A 19255-nucleotide genomic window follows, 5' to 3' on the forward strand; every position below is an offset into this window, starting at 1 on the left:
GATGTGGATCAACGCAGGCCCGCGTGCTGCGGCGGCCCGGGCCTGTGCCATTCCTGCGCGATTTCCGGGAACACCTCGAATTCACCGCGCACGATGTTTTCGATGGTGGTGCATACGCCCGCCGTGCCACGCGGCCCGACGCAGATCAGGCTGCGCGGATGGTCGGTGTGCTGCGGAATTGCGTACACGTGCATGCCCTCCTGGAACAGAGGGTGTTTCACCAGGCGCTCGTTCATTAACTCGACGAAACGCTGGGGACTGACGACCGGCTTTTCCTTTTCCATAGCGGGCTCCTGCGGCGCTGCCGTCGGGCGCACGATGCGTGCACGAGGCCGGCATACGCGGTAGTAAAGGCCAGGAAGATTGCGGGCAAGTGGCATGAGCCCCGAGAGGTTGCGGGGTGGCCGGAGGAAGCGCGAGCAAAAAAAGCCGCCCGCGTTGCCACTGCCAACGATTTCAGGTTAGGCGATACGTCCGGCGGAGAAAAGCCGCCGGACGTATCAGGTCAGGAAGGCCGCACTTCTCCTGCGGCACGTGGCCCGTCGAGCATGTAGTTGCCTGCCGCCCAGCAGGCGGCTTCGGCTTCGGCCTCGGACGGATAGGAGGAGCTGGCTTCGATGGTGCAGTCGGCATCGGCCGCGCCGCAGTGCTCTTCCATCACGATGCGCCAGGTATAAAGGCCCGGCGGATCTTCGAGGACATGGAGCACGAGCGTGCGGTGGCTGTCGGCGAGGGTGAGGGGCTGAATCGACATGACAGTCTCCCGAAACAGCGACGACGTGGAGCTTAGATGCTAGCAATTGTGCGGCCCCAATTCCAGCTACGCATCCTGTCCCGACAATGGTGGTGACTGGCTGTGCATCTTCCGTCGCGGCGCGGTTTCCAGTATCTTCTGCGCGGAGGCGCCGGGTGGCGCCGCTTTTCCTGACTCGCATGCCCATCTCGCCTCAACTCGCCGAACTGGTTGCGTCGCTGCGCGCACACTATGACACCGCTGTCCTGCCGCACTGGACTGCCAACGGCTGGAATGCCGACCTGCTGCTCCCGTACGAGGCACTCGACGGCGCCACCGGCGACGCCTTGCCGCCAGTGCGCTATCGTGCCATGGCGTGCGCGCGCCAGCTGTACGTGTTTTCGGTGGCGGGGAAACTCGACCACGCCAATACGCTGTTCGGTTCGCTGCAGGCCTACTTCAGCAATGGTGAAGGCGGCTGGATTTACAGCGTGGATCCGATGGGCATGCCGCTGGACTCAACGCGCGACCTGTACACACACGCGTTCGTGATCTTTGCGTGCGCGCACTACTACGCCCGCAGTGGCAACGAGGACGCGCTCGCCGTCCTCGAGGAAACGCGCGACGTTGTCGAGCAGCGCTTCTCCGACGGCACGGGGCTGTACCACGCGGCGCTTTCCGAGTTTTTCAAGGACAAGGGTGCGGGCTTGCAGCAAAACCCGATCATGCATCTGACCGAGGCTTACCTTGCAGCACTCGACGCCACCGATGACGATTGGTATGCGGAGCGCCTTCGCGAGATCGCCGCGGCTGTGCATGGCCGATTCGTCGATCCGGCCAACGGCTGTATCGCAGAGTTGCCGAAGGAAGCCAACGGCAATCGCATCGAACCCGGTCATCAGTTCGAGTGGTTTTCGCTGGTCGCGGGCAATCACGATCTGTTCGAGGGCTCGCCGCTGACCGAGTCCCTGGAGCGGGCCTTCGTGTTTGCACAGACCCACGGCGTGGTGCCCGGGACGTTCGGCGTCAGCGCGGCGCTCGATGAGCACGGCGCGTTGCTCGATGGCACCCAGCGGATCTGGGCCCAGACGGAATATGCGCGTGCGCTGGCCGTGCATGGGACGCCCGAATCGCTGGTGACGCTCGAAGCGCAGTTGCGCGAGTACCGCAGCCGTTTCCTGCACAACGGTGGCTGGCACGAATGCCTGGCTCCCTCGGGCGAGGTGGTGCGCGCCGAAATGCCATCGACGTCGCCATACCATCTCGCCACAGCCTACGCCGAGCTGCCGGACCTCGAGAGCTAGGCGCTTGTCCAGCTGCTGGCGGCGCGCAGATCGCTCTTCTGCAGCAGCCGCAGCAGTGTCTCGGCCGGCTGGCTCAGCCGGCGCGCGGACAAGGAAATGAATTCCACCTCGGGCAGCGCCGGCAGCTTTTCCCAGTTGAGCGGAGGGGCGACGCCTTCGCCATACAGGTAGCGCGAGCGCACCGTCAGTCCGAGCCCGCCGCGCGCGGCGGCAAGGCAGCCGGAATGGCTACTGCTGCTGCAGACGACTTGCCACTGGCAGCCGGCCTTGGCCAGCGTATCGAGTACGACCGACCGCGTCACGCTGGGCTCGTGCACCAGGATCAGCGGCAGCGGTTGCGACAGGTCCACCACCGTCCCGGGACGCGCCAGCCACTCCAGCGAGCCGCGAAACAGCGGTACGCCACGGCGATCCCCCTGGCGGCGCTTGCCAAGCATCAGGTCGAGCGAGCCCGCATCCATCAGTTCGTACAGCTTGCTGGTCATGGCGATGGTGATTTCCATCTCCACGTCAGGGTGTGTATTGCGGAACGCGGACAACACCCCTGACAGCGGCCCCTGCGCCAGGTCTTCGGAGGTGCCGAGCCGCACGCGGCCTCGCAGCCGCGGCGCGGTGAACTGCGATTCCGCACGCGCCAGCGCCTCCAGGATGAGCCGTGCATGCACGAGCAGTGCTTCGCCGTCGGGCGTCATCGACAGCGAATGCGTATCGCGCACGAACAGGCGGCGACCCACGCTTTGCTCCAGGCGACGGATATGGTCGCTGACGCTCGATTGGGACAAACCAAGCTGCCGCCCCGCTTCGGTGAAGCTGCGTGCGGCGGCCACGGTGGCGAAGGTTTGGATCCAGACCGGGTTTAGCATGGCCGTGATTGTCATCGGCAAATCCGATCGCAGTCAACATCTCCAGTGGGGTTCCCGATCGGGTGGGTGGTGACTATGATCGGTTCCATGGCCTGGCTGCCAGGGCTTTGCCGACATCGTCCGCCTTGGTTGCATGCTGTGCCACGCACAATCCCACACCCATGAGCCAAGCTTTCGCCCCCTCTCTCAAGGCCATGTTGTGGATCGTCGCTGCGGGTTTCTTCATGCAGACGCTCGATACCACCATCGTCAACACCGCACTGCCTTCGATGGCACACAGCCTCGGGCGCAAGCCACTGGAGTTGCAACCCGTGGTTGTCGCGTACACGCTGACCATGGCGATGCTGACCCCTGCGTCGGGCTGGCTCGCCGACCGCTTCGGCACGCGGCGGGTTTACTTCTGCGCCATCCTCATCTTCGTGTTGGGATCCCTGTTCTGCGCGGGCGCGCAAACATTGCCGGAACTGGTAGTGGCGCGAGTGCTGCAAGGCGTCGGCGGCTCCATGCTGCTGCCGATCGGCCGGCTCGCCGTGCTGCGCAATGTATCGGGCGAGCAGTACATTGCCGCGCTCGCCTTTGTCTCCGTGGCGGGGCAGGTAGGTCCGATCTTCGGGCCGGTGCTCGGCGGCTGGCTGGTGCAGCACGTTTCATGGCACTGGATTTTCCTGATCAACGTGCCTGTCGGCGTTGTCGGTTTGCTCGCCGTGCGGCGCTATCTGCCTGCCGGCGACACAGCGGGCGCGCCGGCGTTCGACTGGGTCGGTTGCGGCTTGCTGTCGCTGTGCATGGTGGCGTTTTCGCTGGCACTCGATGCGCCGCTGCAGGAAAACCATGCAAGCTGGAGCGCCGGCCTCGCCGCGATCAGCGTGGTTGCCGCTATGTTGTATATCCCGCATGCGCGCCGCAGCCGCGTGCCGCTGTTCCGGCTGGCACTGTTTCGCGAGCCGAATTTCAGCGTGGGGCTGGTCGGGAATCTAGTCTGCCGCATCGGCTCCGGCGCGGTGCCGTTCCTGCTGCCGCTGCTGATGCAACTGCAGCTCGGCTACTCGCCGTTCCACGCGGGGCTGATGCTGCTGCCGGCCGCACTGGCGGGGGCGGTGTCCAAACGCTGGATCGTGCCGCTGGTGAAACGCTTCGGCTATGACAACTTCCTGCTCGTCAACACCGCACTGGTCGGCGCATCGATCGCGTCGTTCGGGGCGATGTCGCCGGGCTGGCCACTGGCGCTCTCCATTGCGCAACTGGCGTTGTTCGGCGCGACCAATTCGATGCAATTCGCTGCCATGAACAGCGTGACGCTCAAGGACCTCAGCGTCGAGGATGCGGGTAGCGGCAACAGCCTGTTCTCGATGGTGCAGATGTTGGCCATCGGACTAGGCGTGACCGTGGGCGGCGGGCTCGTGACCTTGTTTTCCGATCGGATCGGGGATGCGGGTCCCGCTTATCGGCTGGCCTTTGTGGTTGTCGGGACGATCACGCTTCTGTCGGCGCTGGTGTTTCGTCGGCTGGATATTGGGGAGCTTGGAAAAGGGCGGCGCGCAGCTGCGGCGCGCACGCCTTGAGTTGCAAACACGGGCTCAGGCCGCGTGAGTCTTTCGTCCCACGCTGCGGATCAGTTCCGTGACGCGAGCCTGGTACTGGTCGAAGTACTTGTTCGCCTGCTGCTGGGTTTCGACCGGTTGTACAACGGTACGCCCTTCGGCCTCGAGCTTGCCGCGCACATCGGCCTTGCTGAGCGCTTCACCGATAGCCTTGCGCAACACGGCCACGCGATCCGCCGGCGTGCCTTGCCTGACGAAGTAGCCGCCGCTGATCGCGTACTCGAAGTCCGGCACGATGCGGCTCTGCGAAATCAGCGGGATGTGCTTGACCGAAGCGGGCAGCGTTTTCGAGAAGCTGGTCAGCAGCTTCAACCGGCCTTGCTGCTGCATGGCGTCGAAGCTCGACTGGTAAGGCAGGATGGCAAAGTCCACTTCGCCACCGGCCAGGCCCTGCAATGCGGGTGCCGCACCTTTGTACGGCACGTGCAGGAAGGTCAGTCCGAGGCGCGTGCCGAGCGCATCGCCCATCAGGTGGTAGATCGAATCGATGCCGACCGTGGCGTAGGTCAACGGCTTGGCCTTGTTCTGCTTCGCATAGTCGATGAACCTGTCGAGCGTATCGGCGGGGATGCCGTTGCGCACCATCAGCACGATGTTCGCGTCGCTGATCGGTGCGGCCAGCATGAAGTCCTGCGGCTTGTAGCGCGCGGCCGGGTTCAGCAACGGCGCAAGGAAGACTTCGTTGATCGAGCCATGGAAGAAGGTATAGCCGTCAGCCGGGGCAGCGAGCACCTTGTTTGCGCCGATCAGTCCGGTGCCGCCGCCGTAGTTCTCGACCACCACCTGTTGCTTGACGCTCTTGCTGATCGATTCGCCAAAGATGCGCGCCGACGTGTCGCTGGCGCCGCCGGCCGGATAGGGCACGACGAGCGACAGGGGCTTGGACGGAAAGGCTTCTGCCGCGAACGCCGGCAGGCCGGCGAGTGCGGTGCTGCCTGCGGTGAAGCCGGCATATTGAAGGAAGCGGCGGCGGTTCATCGAATGCATGGTGTCCCCGTTTTTGGATTATTCAGGCCGTTTCAGGTCGATTCAGGTCGCTTATTCAAACCAGGTAGCTTTGCGCGAGGTGCGCCCAGAATGCGGCGCCGACAGGCAAGGCTTTGTCGTTGAAGTCGTACAGGGGGTTATGGACCATGCAACCCCCGTCTTCGCCCAGCCCATTGCCAAGGCGCACGTATGCGCCGGGCCGCTGTTCGAGCATGTAGGCGAAGTCTTCGCTGCCCATCACGGGCGGGCGTTCCACGACGTTGTCCTCGCCGAGCAGGCGAATTGCCGCTTCCCGTGCGCGTTCGGTCTGCGCTGCATGGTTGACGAGCACCGGGTACTTGCGTTCGTACACGACTTCCGATTGCAGGCCATAGCTCTCGGCCTGCGCGGCGACGAATGCCTGGATGCGCGTCTCGACCAGCGTGCGTACCTTCGGGTCAAGCGTGCGCACGCCGATCTTGATCAGCGCGCTTTCGGGGACGACGTTATAGGTTGCGCCGGCCTGGATCGAACCGACCGTGATCACTGCGGACTTGAGCGCGTCGATTTCGCGGCTGACGATCGATTGCAGGCCCAGCACGATGCTGGCGGCGCACTGCATCGGATCAATGCCGTGGTGTGGCATGGCGCCGTGCGCACCGCGGCCGCGCAGCGTGACGGTGGCGCGGTCGAACGAGGCCATGGCCGGTCCGGTGATCACGCCGATCTGGCCCACAGGTAGCCCCGGCGAGTTGTGCAGCGCATAGACTTCGTCGCACGGGAAACGCTCGAACAGGCCGTCTTCCAGCATGCGCAGCGCGCCGCCTTCGTTTTCTTCGGCGGGCTGGAAGATCAAGTTCAGCGTGCCGTTGAAATTGACGGATTGGGCGAGATGGCGCGCGGCGCAGAGCAGGATGGCGGTGTGGCCGTCGTGGCCGCACGCGTGCATCTTGCCGGGAATGGTGCTCGCGTAGTCGAGGCCCGTCTTTTCCTGGATCGGCAGCGCGTCCATGTCGGCGCGGATGCCCAGCGACCTGGTCCCGTGTCCCTTCCTCAGCGTGCCGACGACGCCGGTCATGCCCAGGCCACGATGGATCTTGTAGCCCCATGCCGCGAGGCGTTCCGCGACCAGGTCGCTGGTCTGGCGCTCTTCGAAGGCGAGTTCGGGATGGGCGTGAATCTTCCGGCGGATTTCGACGGATTCGGGCGAGAGCGCCTGGATGGATTGCCGCAGTTCTGCAACGGTGGACGGGTTCATGGCGTGGCGGGGCTGGATCGTGGAGCTATTCTCCACGCGCACGCGTCCGGCATCCATGACAATGATTGCGGTAAAACGTTGTATAAAATGCAACGATTGAAGTTCGCCACGTTACGCGGATCGGGGGAGGAATGATGGACGATGTACTGGACCGGAAGCGGGCGATGTGCCTGCTGCAGATCATCGAGACCGGCTCGGTACGCGGCGCGGCCGATGTGCTGGAACTGGACCCGTCAGTGGTCAGTCGGGCTGTGGCCAAGCTGGAGCAAGACACCGGCCTCGCGCTGCTGGAGCGGCGCGGGCGCGGCGTGGTGGCGACGGATGCCGGCCGCCTGCTCGCGTTGTTTGCGCGTCGACAGCAAGACCTCAGTGATACCTTCCTGGCCGAGGTCAACAATTTGAAGAATTCGCAGCGCGGTCACGTGGAACTGGCCTTTGGCGAGGGCTTTATCGACCTGGTGCTCGAACCGGTGCTGCAGGGCTTCCTGCACAAGCATCCCGACGTCACGTACAACATCCGCGTGGCGGGCACGGAGGAAACGGTCCACTGCATCCTTGAGGACCTCGCGCATATCGCCTTTGTGTTCCAGCCGCCGAACGACGTGCGGCTGCGCTCGCATTATTCACGGCTTGCGCCGATTCGCGTGCATGTGCGCAGGGACCATCCGCTGGCGCGCAGGCGAAAGCCGCTCACGCTGGCGGACCTGGCGCCGCATCAGGGCGCTTCACTGACGGAGTCGTTCGGCGTGCGCAAGCATATCGAGGCCGCGGAAATCGAAGAGCACATCACCCTGAACCATATGCTCACGACGAACTCGTTCAAGGTGTTGTGGGAATTCGCGGCGATGGGGCTGGGCTACATCATGACGCCGCGCTCGGTGGCGCTGAAGGGACCGCAATTCGCTGACCTGGTGTCGTTGCCGCTGGCCAATCCGATCCTGAACAACAGCCGCATCCACATCATTACCCGTGCAGGCCGGCCACTTTCGCCAGTGGCGGACCGCATGCTGCGGCATGTAATGAAGGCCTTCCCGCAGGTATGAGCTATTCGTTGACGCCGTTCTCGCGCAGCAGGCGCTCGCATTCGTCAAGCATGTCATGCGCGAAAGCCGACTGGTAATTCGGGTCGAGCGCTTCCATCATTTCGTGCGAGGCATACAGGCCGGCTTCGCGCGACAGCGTGTCGGCGAGCTGACGTGCGAACTGGTCGCTCAATTCCGATAGCAGGCGTCGTTCGGACAGTGCGAGTTGCAGTTTGGAGCGCGACAACCATTCGCCGGCCAGCGTCGCGCCTTGCGCGTCGGTCAGCCATTTGCCGTGTTCGTAATAGGCAGAAAGACGTTCGGCGGTCAGCGCGAACATCAGGGCCTTGCGGGTATTGAAATCGATCTTCAGAAGCGGGGCGGCTTTCATATACGTGGTGATGACAGTGGAGCGTGCCGTGTTTTAGCGTTGCGCCGTCTGCTCCGTGATCCGCGCAAAGGTGGCATTGAGCCACGCGCCGATCGCCGCGATTTCGTCCATGCAGACCGAATGCGGCATGGCATAGGTGTGCCATGCGACTGGAATGCTGCGTGCCTGCAGGAAATCGCGGGCCTGCTCGCCGAGGCGCAGCGATACGACGTCGTCCTGCGTGCCATGCGCGGCGAAGACCGGGATGGCGGCGTTCGCAGTCGTGGCTTCCGCGGTCAAAAGATCCGGCGCGGGGATGTAGGTGGACAGCGCGATGATGCCCGCAAGCGCATCGGGATGGGTGAGGGCAGTGGTATAGGCGATTGCGCCACCTTGCGAGAAGCCCGCAAGGACAATGTGGCTGGTCGCGATGCCGCGCGCATTTTCGCGCGCAATCAGCGCGCGGATGCGTTCGCGCGAAAGACGGATGCCCTGTTCGTCCGCGTGCCGGCTGGTTTCTCCGAGCGAGTAGATGTCATACCACGCTGGCATGACGTAGCCGCCGTTGCACGTAACGGGAATGGCGGGCGCATGCGGGAAGATAAAGCGCACCCCAGGCGCGGCGTCGAGCCCGAGTTCCGGCACTACCGGGACGAAGTCGTTGCCGTCGGCACCGAGCCCGTGCATCCAGATGACGCTGAAAGCGGGATTCGGCGCGGTCTCGATTTCGATCGCGGGCAGCAGTTCGTTCATGGGGGCACTCCAGGCTGATCAGGCAGACGCCGTCTTGCGCGGCGGGCAGCGCGAGTATCGCACAGGTCGGCGCAGGTCTATGCGCGCAGGCCGGCAACACGCGAGCTTCAGAGGCGTGCCTGGGGCGGGCGAAGCACGCATCCGCCATCGCGTCCAAGCGTGTTCGTGCCTCCGCGGGGCCGGCAGTGCGCGACAACAGGGCAGGCGTGGGCGCGTGGCACCACACCTGGCCACCGGAGTGCGGGGCACACAGCCAGTGGCCAAGCCGCGGCAGACGGCTGTGCTGCCGGCTAGGCGGCAGACGGCACGATGGGCACGGTGGTCAGTCCGGGCGCCACGCGCGGAGCTTGCGCATAGCTTTCGATGGCGGGGGGCGCAGCGGCGCGCCGCTTGTCCACCACGTCCTCGACGCCTTTGGCCGCGACGTCTTCGAGAAACGCGACCATGTCGCGGTAATAGGCAACCTGCATCTGCGCCTCGAGCAGGCGCCGTTCGGCCTGGAACAACGTCAGCCTCATGTCTTGCAGTTCCCTTTCGGCAATCTTTTCCGGGGTCGGCGGACTGAACAAGTTTGCGAGCCAACGCATGGCATACCTCCTGTGCTGATCAACAGCTGAGAACCAATGTTTTTGCCATGGGAACCAATATAGACAAGAAATCGGCAAAAGAATCTCAACCTGCCCATTCGTCGCGCCTCGCCCACAAGGATGATTGCCGCGCTCGGGAGACTCGGTTAGATTGTCCTGTGGCAATCACAGTGTCACGATTCATGCGATGCGCGCATGGCGGTATTCCGGCAACGCTTTGCCGGCGACGCCGCCACCGGCCGAATGCCTGTGCTATGTCGACCCGTCGATGCGCGGCGCTTGCGGTGCCAGCATGAAAGCAATGATCGGCGCCCAGAACGCTTCGATGTAATCGGGAAGGATCGCCGCGTCATGCGGCATGCCATCAAACAACACCAGTTCTTGCAGGCGCGATGCCGCCTGTGCCAGTCGCTCCGAATGCGCAAACGGCAGGACTTCATCATCGCGGCTGTGCAAGACCAGCAGAGGAACGTTCAGCCGGCGCGTACGGGCCAGATTGTTCCAGGGGTCCGGCAACAGCCAGGCCAGTCTCGCCGGAACCTTGCCGGTCTGGACTGCCGCCGCGCGAGCCGAACTGAAGCCGGAGGCAATGATCATCCCGTCGGGGACCGGCCTGAGTTCGCGCGCAACATCGAGCAATACGCCAGACCCCAGCGAATGTCCGAGGACATAGCGCCGCGATGCAGCAGGCGTGGCCTCCAGGAACATCCGGTAGGCCGCGCGCGCGTCCTCGCGCAGATGCCGGACTGTCGGGCGACCGCTGCTTGCCCCATAGCCGCTGTAATCGAATACGAAGGTGCTGATGCCCGCTCTCGACAGCATGGTCTGTACCGGCGCCCAGTCCGACAGGCATTCGTCGTCGCCATGGCACACCATTAATGCCGGCGCCTGAGCCGTGGCCGCGGGTGCGAAGGCAGCATGGAGCACGCGGCCGCCACTCGCGAATGTGCTGGCGTGCAGCGTCGTTTCGGACTGACCGCCTTGGGGCGGGATGGGCGGCGTGACGAAGGCCTCGCGTTCGAGCGCACGGAACAGCAGATGGCGGGCCAAGCCCGCCAGGACGGCAACGCCGGCAGTCCCGGCCAGCCAGCGAGGAATCGGGCTATCGGAATGAGGCAGCATAGGCCTAAGAGAAGCAGGTGCCCTCTAAGGCTAGCAGGTGTCGCGAGATTGGCACAGGCAGATCGGGAAGCGGAAGAACCGTTGTGATGTGCCGACATTCGTCACGCGCGGAATGCCCAAGATGCGCTTTTGAAATCAACAGGTTATGCGGTCCAGGGAAAAACCTATCGGCGTCATAGAAAAGATTTTCCTTGACTGTCTACCTAGTAGTAGATAGTATCCAATCCATGGAAGCGCTGCACCACCGGCAAAAATAAGCGAAGCCGGTCCTGCAACAGAACCCATCGCAATACCGCAACGGCGGTCTTTTTTTAGATTCCCTTATCTATCTACCAGTAGATGCGGGATCGAAGAGAGACACCGGAAATGACTGAATACCGCGACGCCTCAGGGAGGTCGCAAGCCCCAGGAGCTCATCATGAATGCCAAGTTCGCCAAGACCGTGATCACTGCCGCCGCCCTTGCTGCCGCGCTCGCCAGCGGCGTGGCCCAGGCGGCCGGCCCGCACGACACCAGCGCCGGTGACAAGTACGGCTACAGCTTCCGTGTCGGCAAGGTCGACGCCTTTACCGATGGCGCAAGGACCGGCAAGTTTGACCCGTTCACCGAAGGCGCACGCGTTGGCAAGACCGACCCGTACACCGACGGCGCGCGAGTGGGCAAGCCTGACCCGTACACCGATGGTGCCCGCACCGTAGCAGGTCTCGACACGCGTGGTGTGTCGCAGACGCCGGCTCGCGCCGTGGATCCGTACACCGATGGCGCGAAGATCGGCAAGTACGACCCGTACACCGATGGTGCCCACACCGTCGCAGGCCTGGATACGCGTGGCGTGTCGCAATCGCCGGCGCGCACCGTCGATCCGTACACGGACGGCGCCAAGGTGGGCAAGTTCGACCCGTACACCGACGGCCAAGTCGCATGATCGCCAGCTGGCCTTCCTAGGCCGGCCGCTTTCCCTACCACGGCAGCCCGGCGGTTCTGATGAACGCCGGGCTAGCCGCAATGGAGTCCATCATGAATTTGCGTGACAGCATCCTGTTGCTTGGCGGATGGCTGCTGGTTTGCGTGACGAGTGGCTCGATGATTACCTTCGCCGCGCAGGTCCTGCCGGGTTAGTCTGTTGTTTTCATGCCCGCCCCGGGTTGTCTGCCGGGGCTGTGGCTCCAAAGGCGCACCCCTCCAGGTGGTCTAATTTCCACCGTAAGGCTAATCCTAGGGATTACCCGCGCCTTCAGGCGTTCTCGCTTGAGCGTCTATCTTCATGTAGATAAACTGACCTCATGAAAACGCAATCTGTTCGTGAGCAATTGCTCGAGCACACGCTTGTGCTGATCCGGCGGCGAGGCTTCAACGGCTTCAGCTACCGGGATCTGGCCGAGCTCGTCGGCGTCAAGACGTCGAGCATCCACTATTACTTCCCGACCAAGGACGACCTTGTCCTGGAGGCGGTGAAGACGTACAGCGCGGCGATGTCCGAGCGGCTCCGTTCGATCGATACGACGCTGCCCGTGACGGAGCAGGCCGCTATCTACCTGGCCCCGTTTCGTGCGAGCTGTGGTTCGGACCAGATCTGCCTGTGCGGCATGCTTTCGGCCGAGACCTTGTGCCTGCCGGAATCCGTCCACAGTCTGCTGCAGACGTTCTTCCTGATGAATGAGCAATGGCTGACGGGCTTGCTGGAGCGCGCACAGCCGCAGCGCAGCACACCGTTCCCGGTGCCACCACCGCGCCTGGCGCAGGTGGTGTTCGGGTCGCTGCAAAGCGGGCTGATTTCGGCTCGCCTGTTTGGTACATCGGATCGTGTGGAAGCTGCGGCGGATACGCTCATGGCTGCCGTGAGCGGCTAAGACGCCGTCGGCCAGGCGCTGCCTGTAACCGCCATGTGGCGAATGCTGCATGGCGGTTTTGTTTTTCCGTCGACCCAGGAAGCAGAGTTGGTAGACTGAACTCCATTGCTACCAGCAAAAAATATCCGTTAAATCAGTGGCATAGCTTCGGTTGACTCACGGCTATCGGACCGATAGAAAGATTTTTGCTTGACTATCTACCTAGTAGTAGATAGTATTTGACTCATGGAAGCGCTGCTTCACCGGCAAGGAAAAAGAAGCCGGTTCAGCAACGGGACCATCGCCATAACCGTTACGACGGTCTTTTTTTGAATCTGGTTATCTATCTACTAGTAGATGTGGAATCAAAAAGAGACCTGAGACTGAACCGAAACGAACCCCGCGCGACGCTCTAGGGAGGTCGCCAAGCCAAGGAGCTCATCATGAATGCCAAGTTCGCCAAGACCGTGATCACCGCCGCCACCCTGGCCGCCGCACTTGCCAGCGGTATCGCGCAGGCCGCTGGCCCCGCCGACAGCAGCTTTGCCGGTGACAAGTACGGTTACAGCTTCCGCGTCGGCAAGACCGATGCCTTTACCGACGGAGCAAGGACCGGCAAGTTTGACCCGTTCACCGAAGGACAACGCGTCGGCAAGACGGATCCGTACACGGATGGCGCGAAGATCGGCAAGGTCGACCCGTACACCGACGGCGCCCGCATCGTAGCCGGGCTGGACACGCGCGGCGTGTCGCAGACGCCCGCCCGCGCCATTGACCCGTACACCGATGGCGCGAAGATCGGCAAGTATGACCCGTACACCGACGGTGCCCGCACCGTAGCAGGCCTGGATACGCGTGGCGTGTCGCAGACGCCGGCCCGTGCCGTTGACCCGTACACCGATGGCGCGAAGATCGGCAAGTACGACCCGTACACCGACGGCGCCCACACGGTAGCGGGCCTGGATACGCGTGGCGTGTCGCAATCGCCGGCGCGCACGGTGGATCCGTACACCGACGGCGCGAAGCTCGGCAAGGTTGACCCGTACACCGACGGCGCGCTTGCCTGAGCCTGACACGGACGGCCCGCTGATGGCCGGCCATCGGACTTCATCACCGGGCACGGGGTGCCCGGTTGCAGGGGAACATCATGAATTTGCGTGACAGCGCACTGGTACTGGTCGGATGGGTGGGGCTCTGCCTCGTCAGCGGTTCACTCATCACGCTCGTCGCGCAAACGCTGCCGGCTTGACTGGCAGCAGACATTGCAGAGGGGCTGAAACGATGAAAACGCAATCCGTACGCGAACAATTGCTCGAGCACACGCTGGTGCTGATTCGCCGCCGGGGGTTCAACGGTTTCAGCTACCGCGACCTGGCCGAGCTGGTCGGGGTCAAGACATCAAGCATTCATTACTACTTTCCGTCCAAGGATGACCTGGTCCTTGAAGCGGTACGCGAATACAGCGCGCGTACGCAGGAACGCATCCGCGCGATCGATACCAGCCTGCCTCCGCTCGAACAGGCGCGGCAATACCTGGCGCCCCTGCATGCGGGCTCCGGCACGGACCAGGCCTGTCTGGTGGGGATGCTGTCCGCCGATGTGCTGTCCCTGTCGGAACCTGTGCGCGCCACCATGCGAGAGTACGTGCGCATGCAAGAGCAATGGCTGACAGGCTTGTTCGAGCGCGCCCAGCCGCTGCGCGACAAGCCCTATCCGGTGCCGCCCGCGCAACTGGCCCAGGTCGTCTATGGCTCGCTGCAGAACGGGCTGATGGCCGCCCGGCTGTTTGGCACCGCCGAGAGGCTGGAGTCAGCCGCTGCGGTGCTGATCGGCGTCATGCCGCAGCAGTGAGCTGGCGCGCCACCACCGCGCACAGCCAATCCGGGTCATCGTGCGGCAGGTCGTGGCCTGCCCACGGATGGCGGAGCAGCGGCACGCTCCAGGCCTGCGCAAGCTGCGCCGAGCAGACCGGGTTGACCAGCCTGTCGGCCTCGGATGCAATCAGAAGTGTTGTCGGACAGGGGGCCATACTTTCGGTGCGGTAACGCGCCGCCGCCAGCAATTGCCGCAGGGCGGCGCGCCGGCTGACCGGCGCACTCGTCGCGATCTGCTTCCATGCCTCAAGGTCGGCGTCTTGCGTGTCCACCCTCGCACACGTCATCCGGTGGATGGTGGCCTCGCAATAAACGCGGTTCTCCCATACGCCTGCCATGCGCAGCAAACCTGGCCAGTTCGCGGGCTGCAGGCGCTCAGTGATGGTGCTGAAGGGCCGCATGCTCGTGTTGATCAGCACGAGCGCCGCCACCTCCTCTGGCTGCCGTCGCGCCCATTCCGCAGCGACCATGGCGCCCAGTGACATCGCGAGCACGCGCACGGGGCGCTGCTGTCCGGCCTGTCGCAAACTTTGCCGGACTGAAGCCACGAAGCCCGGTACGGTCGCCGGCGATTCCTCATGCCAAAGGGTGCCATTCCCCGGCAGATCGACCAACAGCGGCGCCCCAAGCCCTGCTGCCTGCCAGCGCGTGGTCAGCGCGCCCCAGTGCCGGCTTTCACGCGTCAACCCTCGCAGGAAAACCCAGTCCGTCATGGTGCTGGCCGGCGGTTCCAGTGCGCGCGCGCCTGTTCCTGCAGCATCGCGCGTCGCTCGCCGGTCGGCAGCCAGCGCTGCGGCGCAAAGGCGATGCGCCCCAGGAAATCGAACAGGCTCACATGCCGGCGCAGTACGCGTGCGGTGCGGTGTGCCTTGATCGGGTTGAAGATGCCGTCGCGCGAAAACAACTGCCGCGGGTTCTTCTTGATCCACAGCCAGGAACCGAGTTCCAGCGTCATCGGCAGGAACAGGTTCTGCGGCGGCGTCAGGTCATATGCGTAGTCCCACAGGTCGCCGTGCAGCAGGTACTGGTGGCTTTGCGGCTCGAACGCGTAGCCGTGGTGCGGGTGGGCCTGTTCGAACATGGTCTTGAGCAGGTACATCTCGGGCAGGTGCGGCATGGGACGGTGCGTGCGCGCGTACGGAAACCAGATGCTGTCGCGCCAGCCATAGCCGGAATGGCAGTCCACGGCGAAGCTCAGCGGGCGCGTCAGCAGTTCGTTTCGCACCACGTCCAGCAGCGCCTGGCTTTCGATTTCCATCGGGTGGCCGGCGCGGCCACGGAACCACGGCAGCCACGCCCCGATGCGCTGGCCGCCTGCCAGGAACGGCACGCGCGCATCGGCGTCTTGCGGTGCGTTGCGCATCAAATCGACGCCGTTCGGGTTGGCGCGCGTGGCGGCCCACATGCCACCCGGGTTGACGATGGGCATAAAGACCAGGCGCACCGACTGCAGTTCTTCATGCAGCAGTTCGTCCCATTCCAGCCGGCAAAGCAGCGAGCGCAGATAGTCGAGCACAAGCTGCGTGCCGATCCGCTCGAGACCGTGGATGCCCCCGAAAATGCCGATGGCCGGCGCATCCGCAGCTGTCGCCCCGACGGTAGCGGCGTAGACCGAAAAGCGATGGCCCTGTACCGAGGCTTCGCATACTGCGCGCGCATCCAGCACACGGCTGCCCGCGTCCAGCAGGCTCAGCAACTGATCGTATTCGGCAAAAGCGGTGCGCTCGCTCATGGCACCAATATAGGCGCTGAGCGGCGCCGCGGCCACGCGCGGGCGGGGCAGGGCGTGCCCTGCATCACTCAGGCAGCCTGAGCCGGCTGGTCGGGCGCCAGCGATTCCACGCATTCGAGAAGGGCGCCGACCAGCCGCGTATGCCGCCGGCTTTCCAGGCAGTACAGGTACTCGTGGATGACGGGCGGGCGCTGCGCGAACGCCACAATGCGCAGCGCGGGATCGCGCGGGACTTCGCCAGCGGGTACGACACTCGCGCCTATGTTCTGGCGGATCGCCTCATAGATGGCCTCGCGGCTGCCGATGACCATATGGCGCGGCAGTTCCTGCCCGCATGCTGCGAGCGCAGCCTCGGTGGCCTGCCGTGTCATCGACCCGTGCTCGCGCACGAGCAGGTGGCATTCGGCAAGGCGGGTGATATCGATGTGGGGCATCCGCGCGAACGGGTGTTCCGGATGGACGACCAGCACCATCGGATCGCTCGCCAGCCGGATACGCGCGAGCCGGCTGTCGTCCACCGCGTGCGAGGACACCGCGGCGTCGATGCGGTATTCCAGCAGCGCCTCGATCATCTGCTGCGAATTGCCGATCTCGATGCTGACTTCGACGGCCGGGTAGCGCTGCCGGAACGCGGCAACGCTGCGCAGGATGTAATACGGACCGGTTGCGCCGATGCGCAAATTACCGAAGCGCAGGTTCCCCGCATTGCGCAGGAGATAGTCGGCATTGCTTTCCTGTTGCATCAACTGCTCCACCACGGGCATCAGCGCGACACCGACATCGCTCAGGTCGACCCGGCTCGCACGGCGATAGAACAGCTCCACGCCATAGACATCCTCCAGCTGGCGGATGCGTGCCGTAACGGTGGGCTGGCTGACGCCGAGCTGCCGCGCGGCCGTGGTAATGCTGCCCTGGCGAGCCACTTCGAAAAAGGTCGTGAGAAGATCGCCGAGCATGGGTTGAGGGCAGGGAAAGGTAGCGGACGCGGCAGGCACCGGATTAGCGCGCAGTCTATCGGTGCAATGTGACAGTACCGCTACGCTTTCCCCGACTTTCGGCGGATCAGGTACCCATCGCCGGATCGGACACGCTGTCGGCGCCGGTTTCCAGGCGGCCTGCAAAGCGCCGCTTGAAACCGCCCTGCGCCGTGCTCACCGTGAAGTCGTACCAGTTGCCCTGCAGGCCCACGGGCCAGTGCTGCTCGAGCTGTTTACCAGCGGGAATGTCGTACGTCCACGGGCCGTCCGTGCGGTACGCGTTGGGCTGGACCGTGAAGGTGCATGCGGCGCTGCCGGTGTTGATCATGGTCAGGTAGACGGCGGCATTGGCGATGTCGTAGCAGACTCGGATCTCCGGTGCGCTGGCGTACGCTGCCGTGACGGCGCTCACGTCGCCGCTGAAGGCGCGGTGAAAGCCGTTCGGACCGAGCACCCACAGGTCGTACTTGCCGCTGTCGCTGGCGAACGCATCCCAGCTGCCATTGAGTTCCTTGCCGGGCTCGACGAGGTAGCGGCGTGGTACGCGGTCGAGATGCAGGCGGTCATACACATGGAACACCGCGGCCTGCTTGCCTGTGTTGCTGAAGAGCAGCCACACCTGGCGTCCGGCGGCGTCTTCGCGTGCGCTCACGTGAAGCTCGTAGGGCAGGGCGCGCGAGGGACGCGTGCCCTTGTCCTGCTGCGGCAATTGCTGCGCAGCGGTGGAGGGCAACGGCACCTGCGGCAGCACGCCCTGCGCGGTGCGGATGGCATCGGCGCCGGTCTTGTCGCGGCTTGGCAAGGTTGGCAATGCGCCGGAATTCGGGTTGACGAAGTTGAACGCCGAAGTCAGATCGCCAGCGACGGCCCGCCGGTATGCCGTAACGTTGGTCTCCGCCACACCGAAGCGCGCCTCAATGAAACGCAGCACGGAGGTATGGTCGAACACCTGCGAGTTGACCCAGCCGCCGCGGCTCCACGGCGAAATCACATACATCGGTACACGCGGGCCCGGGCCATAGGGCTTCTGGTCCGTGTGGTATTCACCGTCGGTAGCGACCGTCGAGGCACCGGCGAGCACGCCGTTCTCGTAACCCGGTGCGCACGGCGGCGGTACGTGGTCGAAGAAGCCGTCGTTCTCGTCGAAGTTGACGAGCAGCACGGTCTTGCTCCACACGGCCGGGTTTGCCGTCAACGCGTTCAGGACCTCCTGCGTGTACCAGGCGCCTTGCACCGGGCTGGAAGGCCCGGGATGCTCGGAGTAGTTGGCGGGCGCCACGATCCATGTCACCTGCGGCAGCTTGCCCGCGGCGATGTCATCGCGTAGCGCCTGCAGGAAACCCGCATCCGGCATGGTGTTGGAAATGCCCTTGATCAGCGGGTTGATGGCATCGTCGCTGCTGGCATACGCGGGATACGGGCTGCCGTTGGCCGCGTTGCCGCGCGCAAGGTTCGCATCGCGATATTGCTTGAAGCCGGCGAGCGGGTTGTCGGTGTAGTTGTCCGGCATGTTCTGGTAGACCTTCCAGCTCACGCCGGCGGCTTCCAGACGTTCGGGATACGTGGTCCACGTATAGGGCGTGTTCGAGCCCGTGAACGAATCCCCGCTGTTGTCGATCACCGGGCCACCGTGCGTGCCGGACGGATCGTTGGTACCGGTCCAGTGGAACAGCCGGTTCGGGTTGGTGCCGCCGTGGAAGCCGCAATGGTAGGCATCGCAGATCGTGAATGCGTTGGCCAGCGCGAACTGAAAGTCCAGCTCCGCCTCGGTGTAGTAGCCCATCGACTGCGTGTTCTTGTAGGTAGGCCATTTGTTCATGCGGCCCAGGTCCCAGGCGTTCTGCGCATCGGGGTAGGTGTGCGGCGTGCCGCTGACACGCTGTGCATTGCCGGCCGTGCTGTCGAGGTGGTACGGCAGCACCGTGCGCGCCGTGCCGCTGGCATAGGTTTGCTGCCAGACGTTGAGACCCCCCGCCAGCGGGATCGGGAAGCGGTCACCGAAACCGCGCACGCCGCGCAGAGTCCCGAAGTAGTGGTCGAACGAGCGGTTCTCCTGCATCAGGATCACGACGTGCTCGACATCGCGGATGGAGCCCGTCGCATTGTTGGCCGGGATGGCCAGCGCGCGCCGGATGGCCGGCGGGAAGGCGGCCAGCGCGGCGGCGGCCGCGGCGCTGCTGCCGGCGAGCTTGAGGAAACTGCGTCTGCTGTTGGCGTTCATGTCGTTCTGTGGCCGGATAGGTTCAGGATAGTCGGCGTGCTTG

At 64.2% G+C, this 19255-nt stretch carries 20 protein-coding genes; 7 read left to right on the forward strand and 13 right to left on the reverse strand.

Features of this window, described 5'->3' with window-relative positions:
* Positions 1-8: 8 nt before the first annotated feature.
* Positions 9-284, reverse strand: coding sequence for a hypothetical protein (locus K2O51_RS12285; RefSeq protein ID WP_011300425.1), 276 nt, complete (start codon positions 282-284; stop codon positions 9-11).
* Between the two features lie 221 nt (positions 285-505).
* Entirely contained in the window at positions 506-754 is a 249-nt protein-coding gene (locus K2O51_RS12290) for a hypothetical protein (RefSeq protein WP_011300424.1), read from the reverse strand.
* A 179-nt stretch (positions 755-933) separates the two neighbouring features.
* Here K2O51_RS12290 and K2O51_RS12295 point away from each other — a divergent pair, with 179 nt between their 5' ends.
* Entirely contained in the window at positions 934-2037 is a 1104-nt protein-coding gene (locus K2O51_RS12295) for an AGE family epimerase/isomerase (RefSeq protein WP_140949492.1), read from the forward strand.
* Here K2O51_RS12295 and K2O51_RS12300 read toward each other — a convergent pair.
* On the reverse strand, positions 2034-2900 hold the full coding sequence (locus tag K2O51_RS12300; RefSeq protein WP_041680480.1) for a LysR family transcriptional regulator: 867 nt from the start codon (positions 2898-2900) through the stop codon (positions 2034-2036). The two genes, K2O51_RS12295 and K2O51_RS12300, sit on opposite strands and share 4 nt — an antisense overlap.
* Before the next feature lie 161 nt (positions 2901-3061).
* Here K2O51_RS12300 and mdtD point away from each other — a divergent pair, with 161 nt between their 5' ends.
* The gene (gene mdtD / locus K2O51_RS12305; protein WP_011300421.1) at positions 3062-4462 is read left to right on the forward strand and encodes a multidrug transporter subunit MdtD; all 1401 of its coding nucleotides are present in this window, start codon (positions 3062-3064) and stop codon (positions 4460-4462) included.
* A 15-nt stretch (positions 4463-4477) separates the two neighbouring features.
* Here mdtD and K2O51_RS12310 read toward each other — a convergent pair whose 3' ends face one another.
* On the reverse strand, positions 4478-5488 hold the full coding sequence (locus K2O51_RS12310; protein WP_011300420.1) for a Bug family tripartite tricarboxylate transporter substrate binding protein: 1011 nt from the start codon (positions 5486-5488) through the stop codon (positions 4478-4480).
* Between the two features lie 55 nt (positions 5489-5543).
* Positions 5544-6725: a M20 aminoacylase family protein gene (locus tag K2O51_RS12315; protein WP_220630699.1), complete on the reverse strand. Its 1182-nt coding sequence runs from the start codon at positions 6723-6725 to the stop codon at positions 5544-5546.
* 134 nt (positions 6726-6859) lie between these two features.
* Here K2O51_RS12315 and K2O51_RS12320 point away from each other — a divergent pair, with 134 nt between their 5' ends.
* Positions 6860-7768: a LysR family transcriptional regulator gene (locus K2O51_RS12320; protein ID WP_140949510.1), complete on the forward strand. Its 909-nt coding sequence runs from the start codon at positions 6860-6862 to the stop codon at positions 7766-7768.
* A 1-nt stretch (position 7769) separates the two neighbouring features.
* Here K2O51_RS12320 and K2O51_RS12325 read toward each other — a convergent pair whose 3' ends face one another.
* The 4 genes from K2O51_RS12325 to K2O51_RS12340 all read right to left on the reverse strand — a co-directional run bounded on the left by K2O51_RS12325 (position 7770) and on the right by K2O51_RS12340 (position 10579).
* Complete coding sequence (locus tag K2O51_RS12325; protein WP_011300417.1) at positions 7770-8138, reverse strand: hypothetical protein; 369 nt, start codon at positions 8136-8138, stop codon at positions 7770-7772.
* Positions 8139-8171: 33 nt separating this feature from the next.
* Complete coding sequence (locus K2O51_RS12330) at positions 8172-8870, reverse strand: alpha/beta hydrolase (RefSeq protein ID WP_140949495.1); 699 nt, start codon at positions 8868-8870, stop codon at positions 8172-8174.
* A gap of 290 nt (positions 8871-9160) precedes the next feature.
* Positions 9161-9457 (reverse strand): hypothetical protein, encoded by a 297-nt coding sequence (locus K2O51_RS12335; protein WP_011300415.1) that lies wholly within the window; start codon positions 9455-9457, stop codon positions 9161-9163.
* A 252-nt stretch (positions 9458-9709) separates the two neighbouring features.
* Positions 9710-10579, reverse strand: a complete 870-nt coding sequence (locus K2O51_RS12340) for an alpha/beta hydrolase (RefSeq protein ID WP_011300414.1) — start codon at positions 10577-10579, stop codon at positions 9710-9712.
* Positions 10580-10997: 418 nt separating this feature from the next.
* On the opposite strand from K2O51_RS12340, the gene K2O51_RS12345 reads away from it, so the two are divergent.
* The 4 genes from K2O51_RS12345 to K2O51_RS12360 all read left to right on the forward strand — a co-directional run bounded on the left by K2O51_RS12345 (position 10998) and on the right by K2O51_RS12360 (position 14259).
* Entirely contained in the window at positions 10998-11504 is a 507-nt protein-coding gene (locus K2O51_RS12345) for a hypothetical protein (RefSeq protein ID WP_011300413.1), read from the forward strand.
* A gap of 358 nt (positions 11505-11862) precedes the next feature.
* Positions 11863-12429, forward strand: a complete 567-nt coding sequence (locus K2O51_RS12350; RefSeq protein ID WP_011300412.1) for a TetR/AcrR family transcriptional regulator — start codon at positions 11863-11865, stop codon at positions 12427-12429.
* Between the two features lie 422 nt (positions 12430-12851).
* A complete protein-coding gene (locus K2O51_RS12355; RefSeq protein WP_011300411.1) occupies positions 12852-13475 on the forward strand; it encodes a hypothetical protein in 624 nt (207 codons plus the stop codon).
* 214 nt (positions 13476-13689) lie between these two features.
* Positions 13690-14259 carry a TetR/AcrR family transcriptional regulator gene (locus K2O51_RS12360; RefSeq protein WP_011300410.1) on the forward strand — a complete coding sequence of 190 codons (570 nt, stop codon included), beginning with the start codon at positions 13690-13692 and terminating at the stop codon, positions 14257-14259.
* Here K2O51_RS12360 and K2O51_RS12365 read toward each other — a convergent pair.
* The 4 genes from K2O51_RS12365 to K2O51_RS12380 form a co-directional block, all read right to left on the reverse strand.
* Positions 14243-14995: an alpha/beta fold hydrolase gene (locus tag K2O51_RS12365; RefSeq protein WP_220630300.1), complete on the reverse strand. Its 753-nt coding sequence runs from the start codon at positions 14993-14995 to the stop codon at positions 14243-14245. The two genes, K2O51_RS12360 and K2O51_RS12365, sit on opposite strands and share 17 nt — an antisense overlap.
* Positions 14992-16014 carry a M14 family zinc carboxypeptidase gene (locus tag K2O51_RS12370; RefSeq protein WP_220630301.1) on the reverse strand — a complete coding sequence of 341 codons (1023 nt, stop codon included), beginning with the start codon at positions 16012-16014 and terminating at the stop codon, positions 14992-14994. Before K2O51_RS12370 ends, K2O51_RS12365 begins: the two co-directional genes overlap by 4 nt.
* Before the next feature lie 68 nt (positions 16015-16082).
* Positions 16083-16970 (reverse strand): LysR substrate-binding domain-containing protein, encoded by an 888-nt coding sequence (locus K2O51_RS12375; RefSeq protein ID WP_220630302.1) that lies wholly within the window; start codon positions 16968-16970, stop codon positions 16083-16085.
* A gap of 106 nt (positions 16971-17076) precedes the next feature.
* On the reverse strand, positions 17077-19212 hold the full coding sequence (locus tag K2O51_RS12380) for a phosphocholine-specific phospholipase C (protein WP_220630303.1): 2136 nt from the start codon (positions 19210-19212) through the stop codon (positions 17077-17079).
* Positions 19213-19255: the final 43 nt, after the last annotated feature.

The organism is Cupriavidus pinatubonensis (genome assembly GCF_019602855.1).
GTDB lineage: Bacteria > Pseudomonadota > Gammaproteobacteria > Burkholderiales > Burkholderiaceae > Cupriavidus > Cupriavidus pinatubonensis.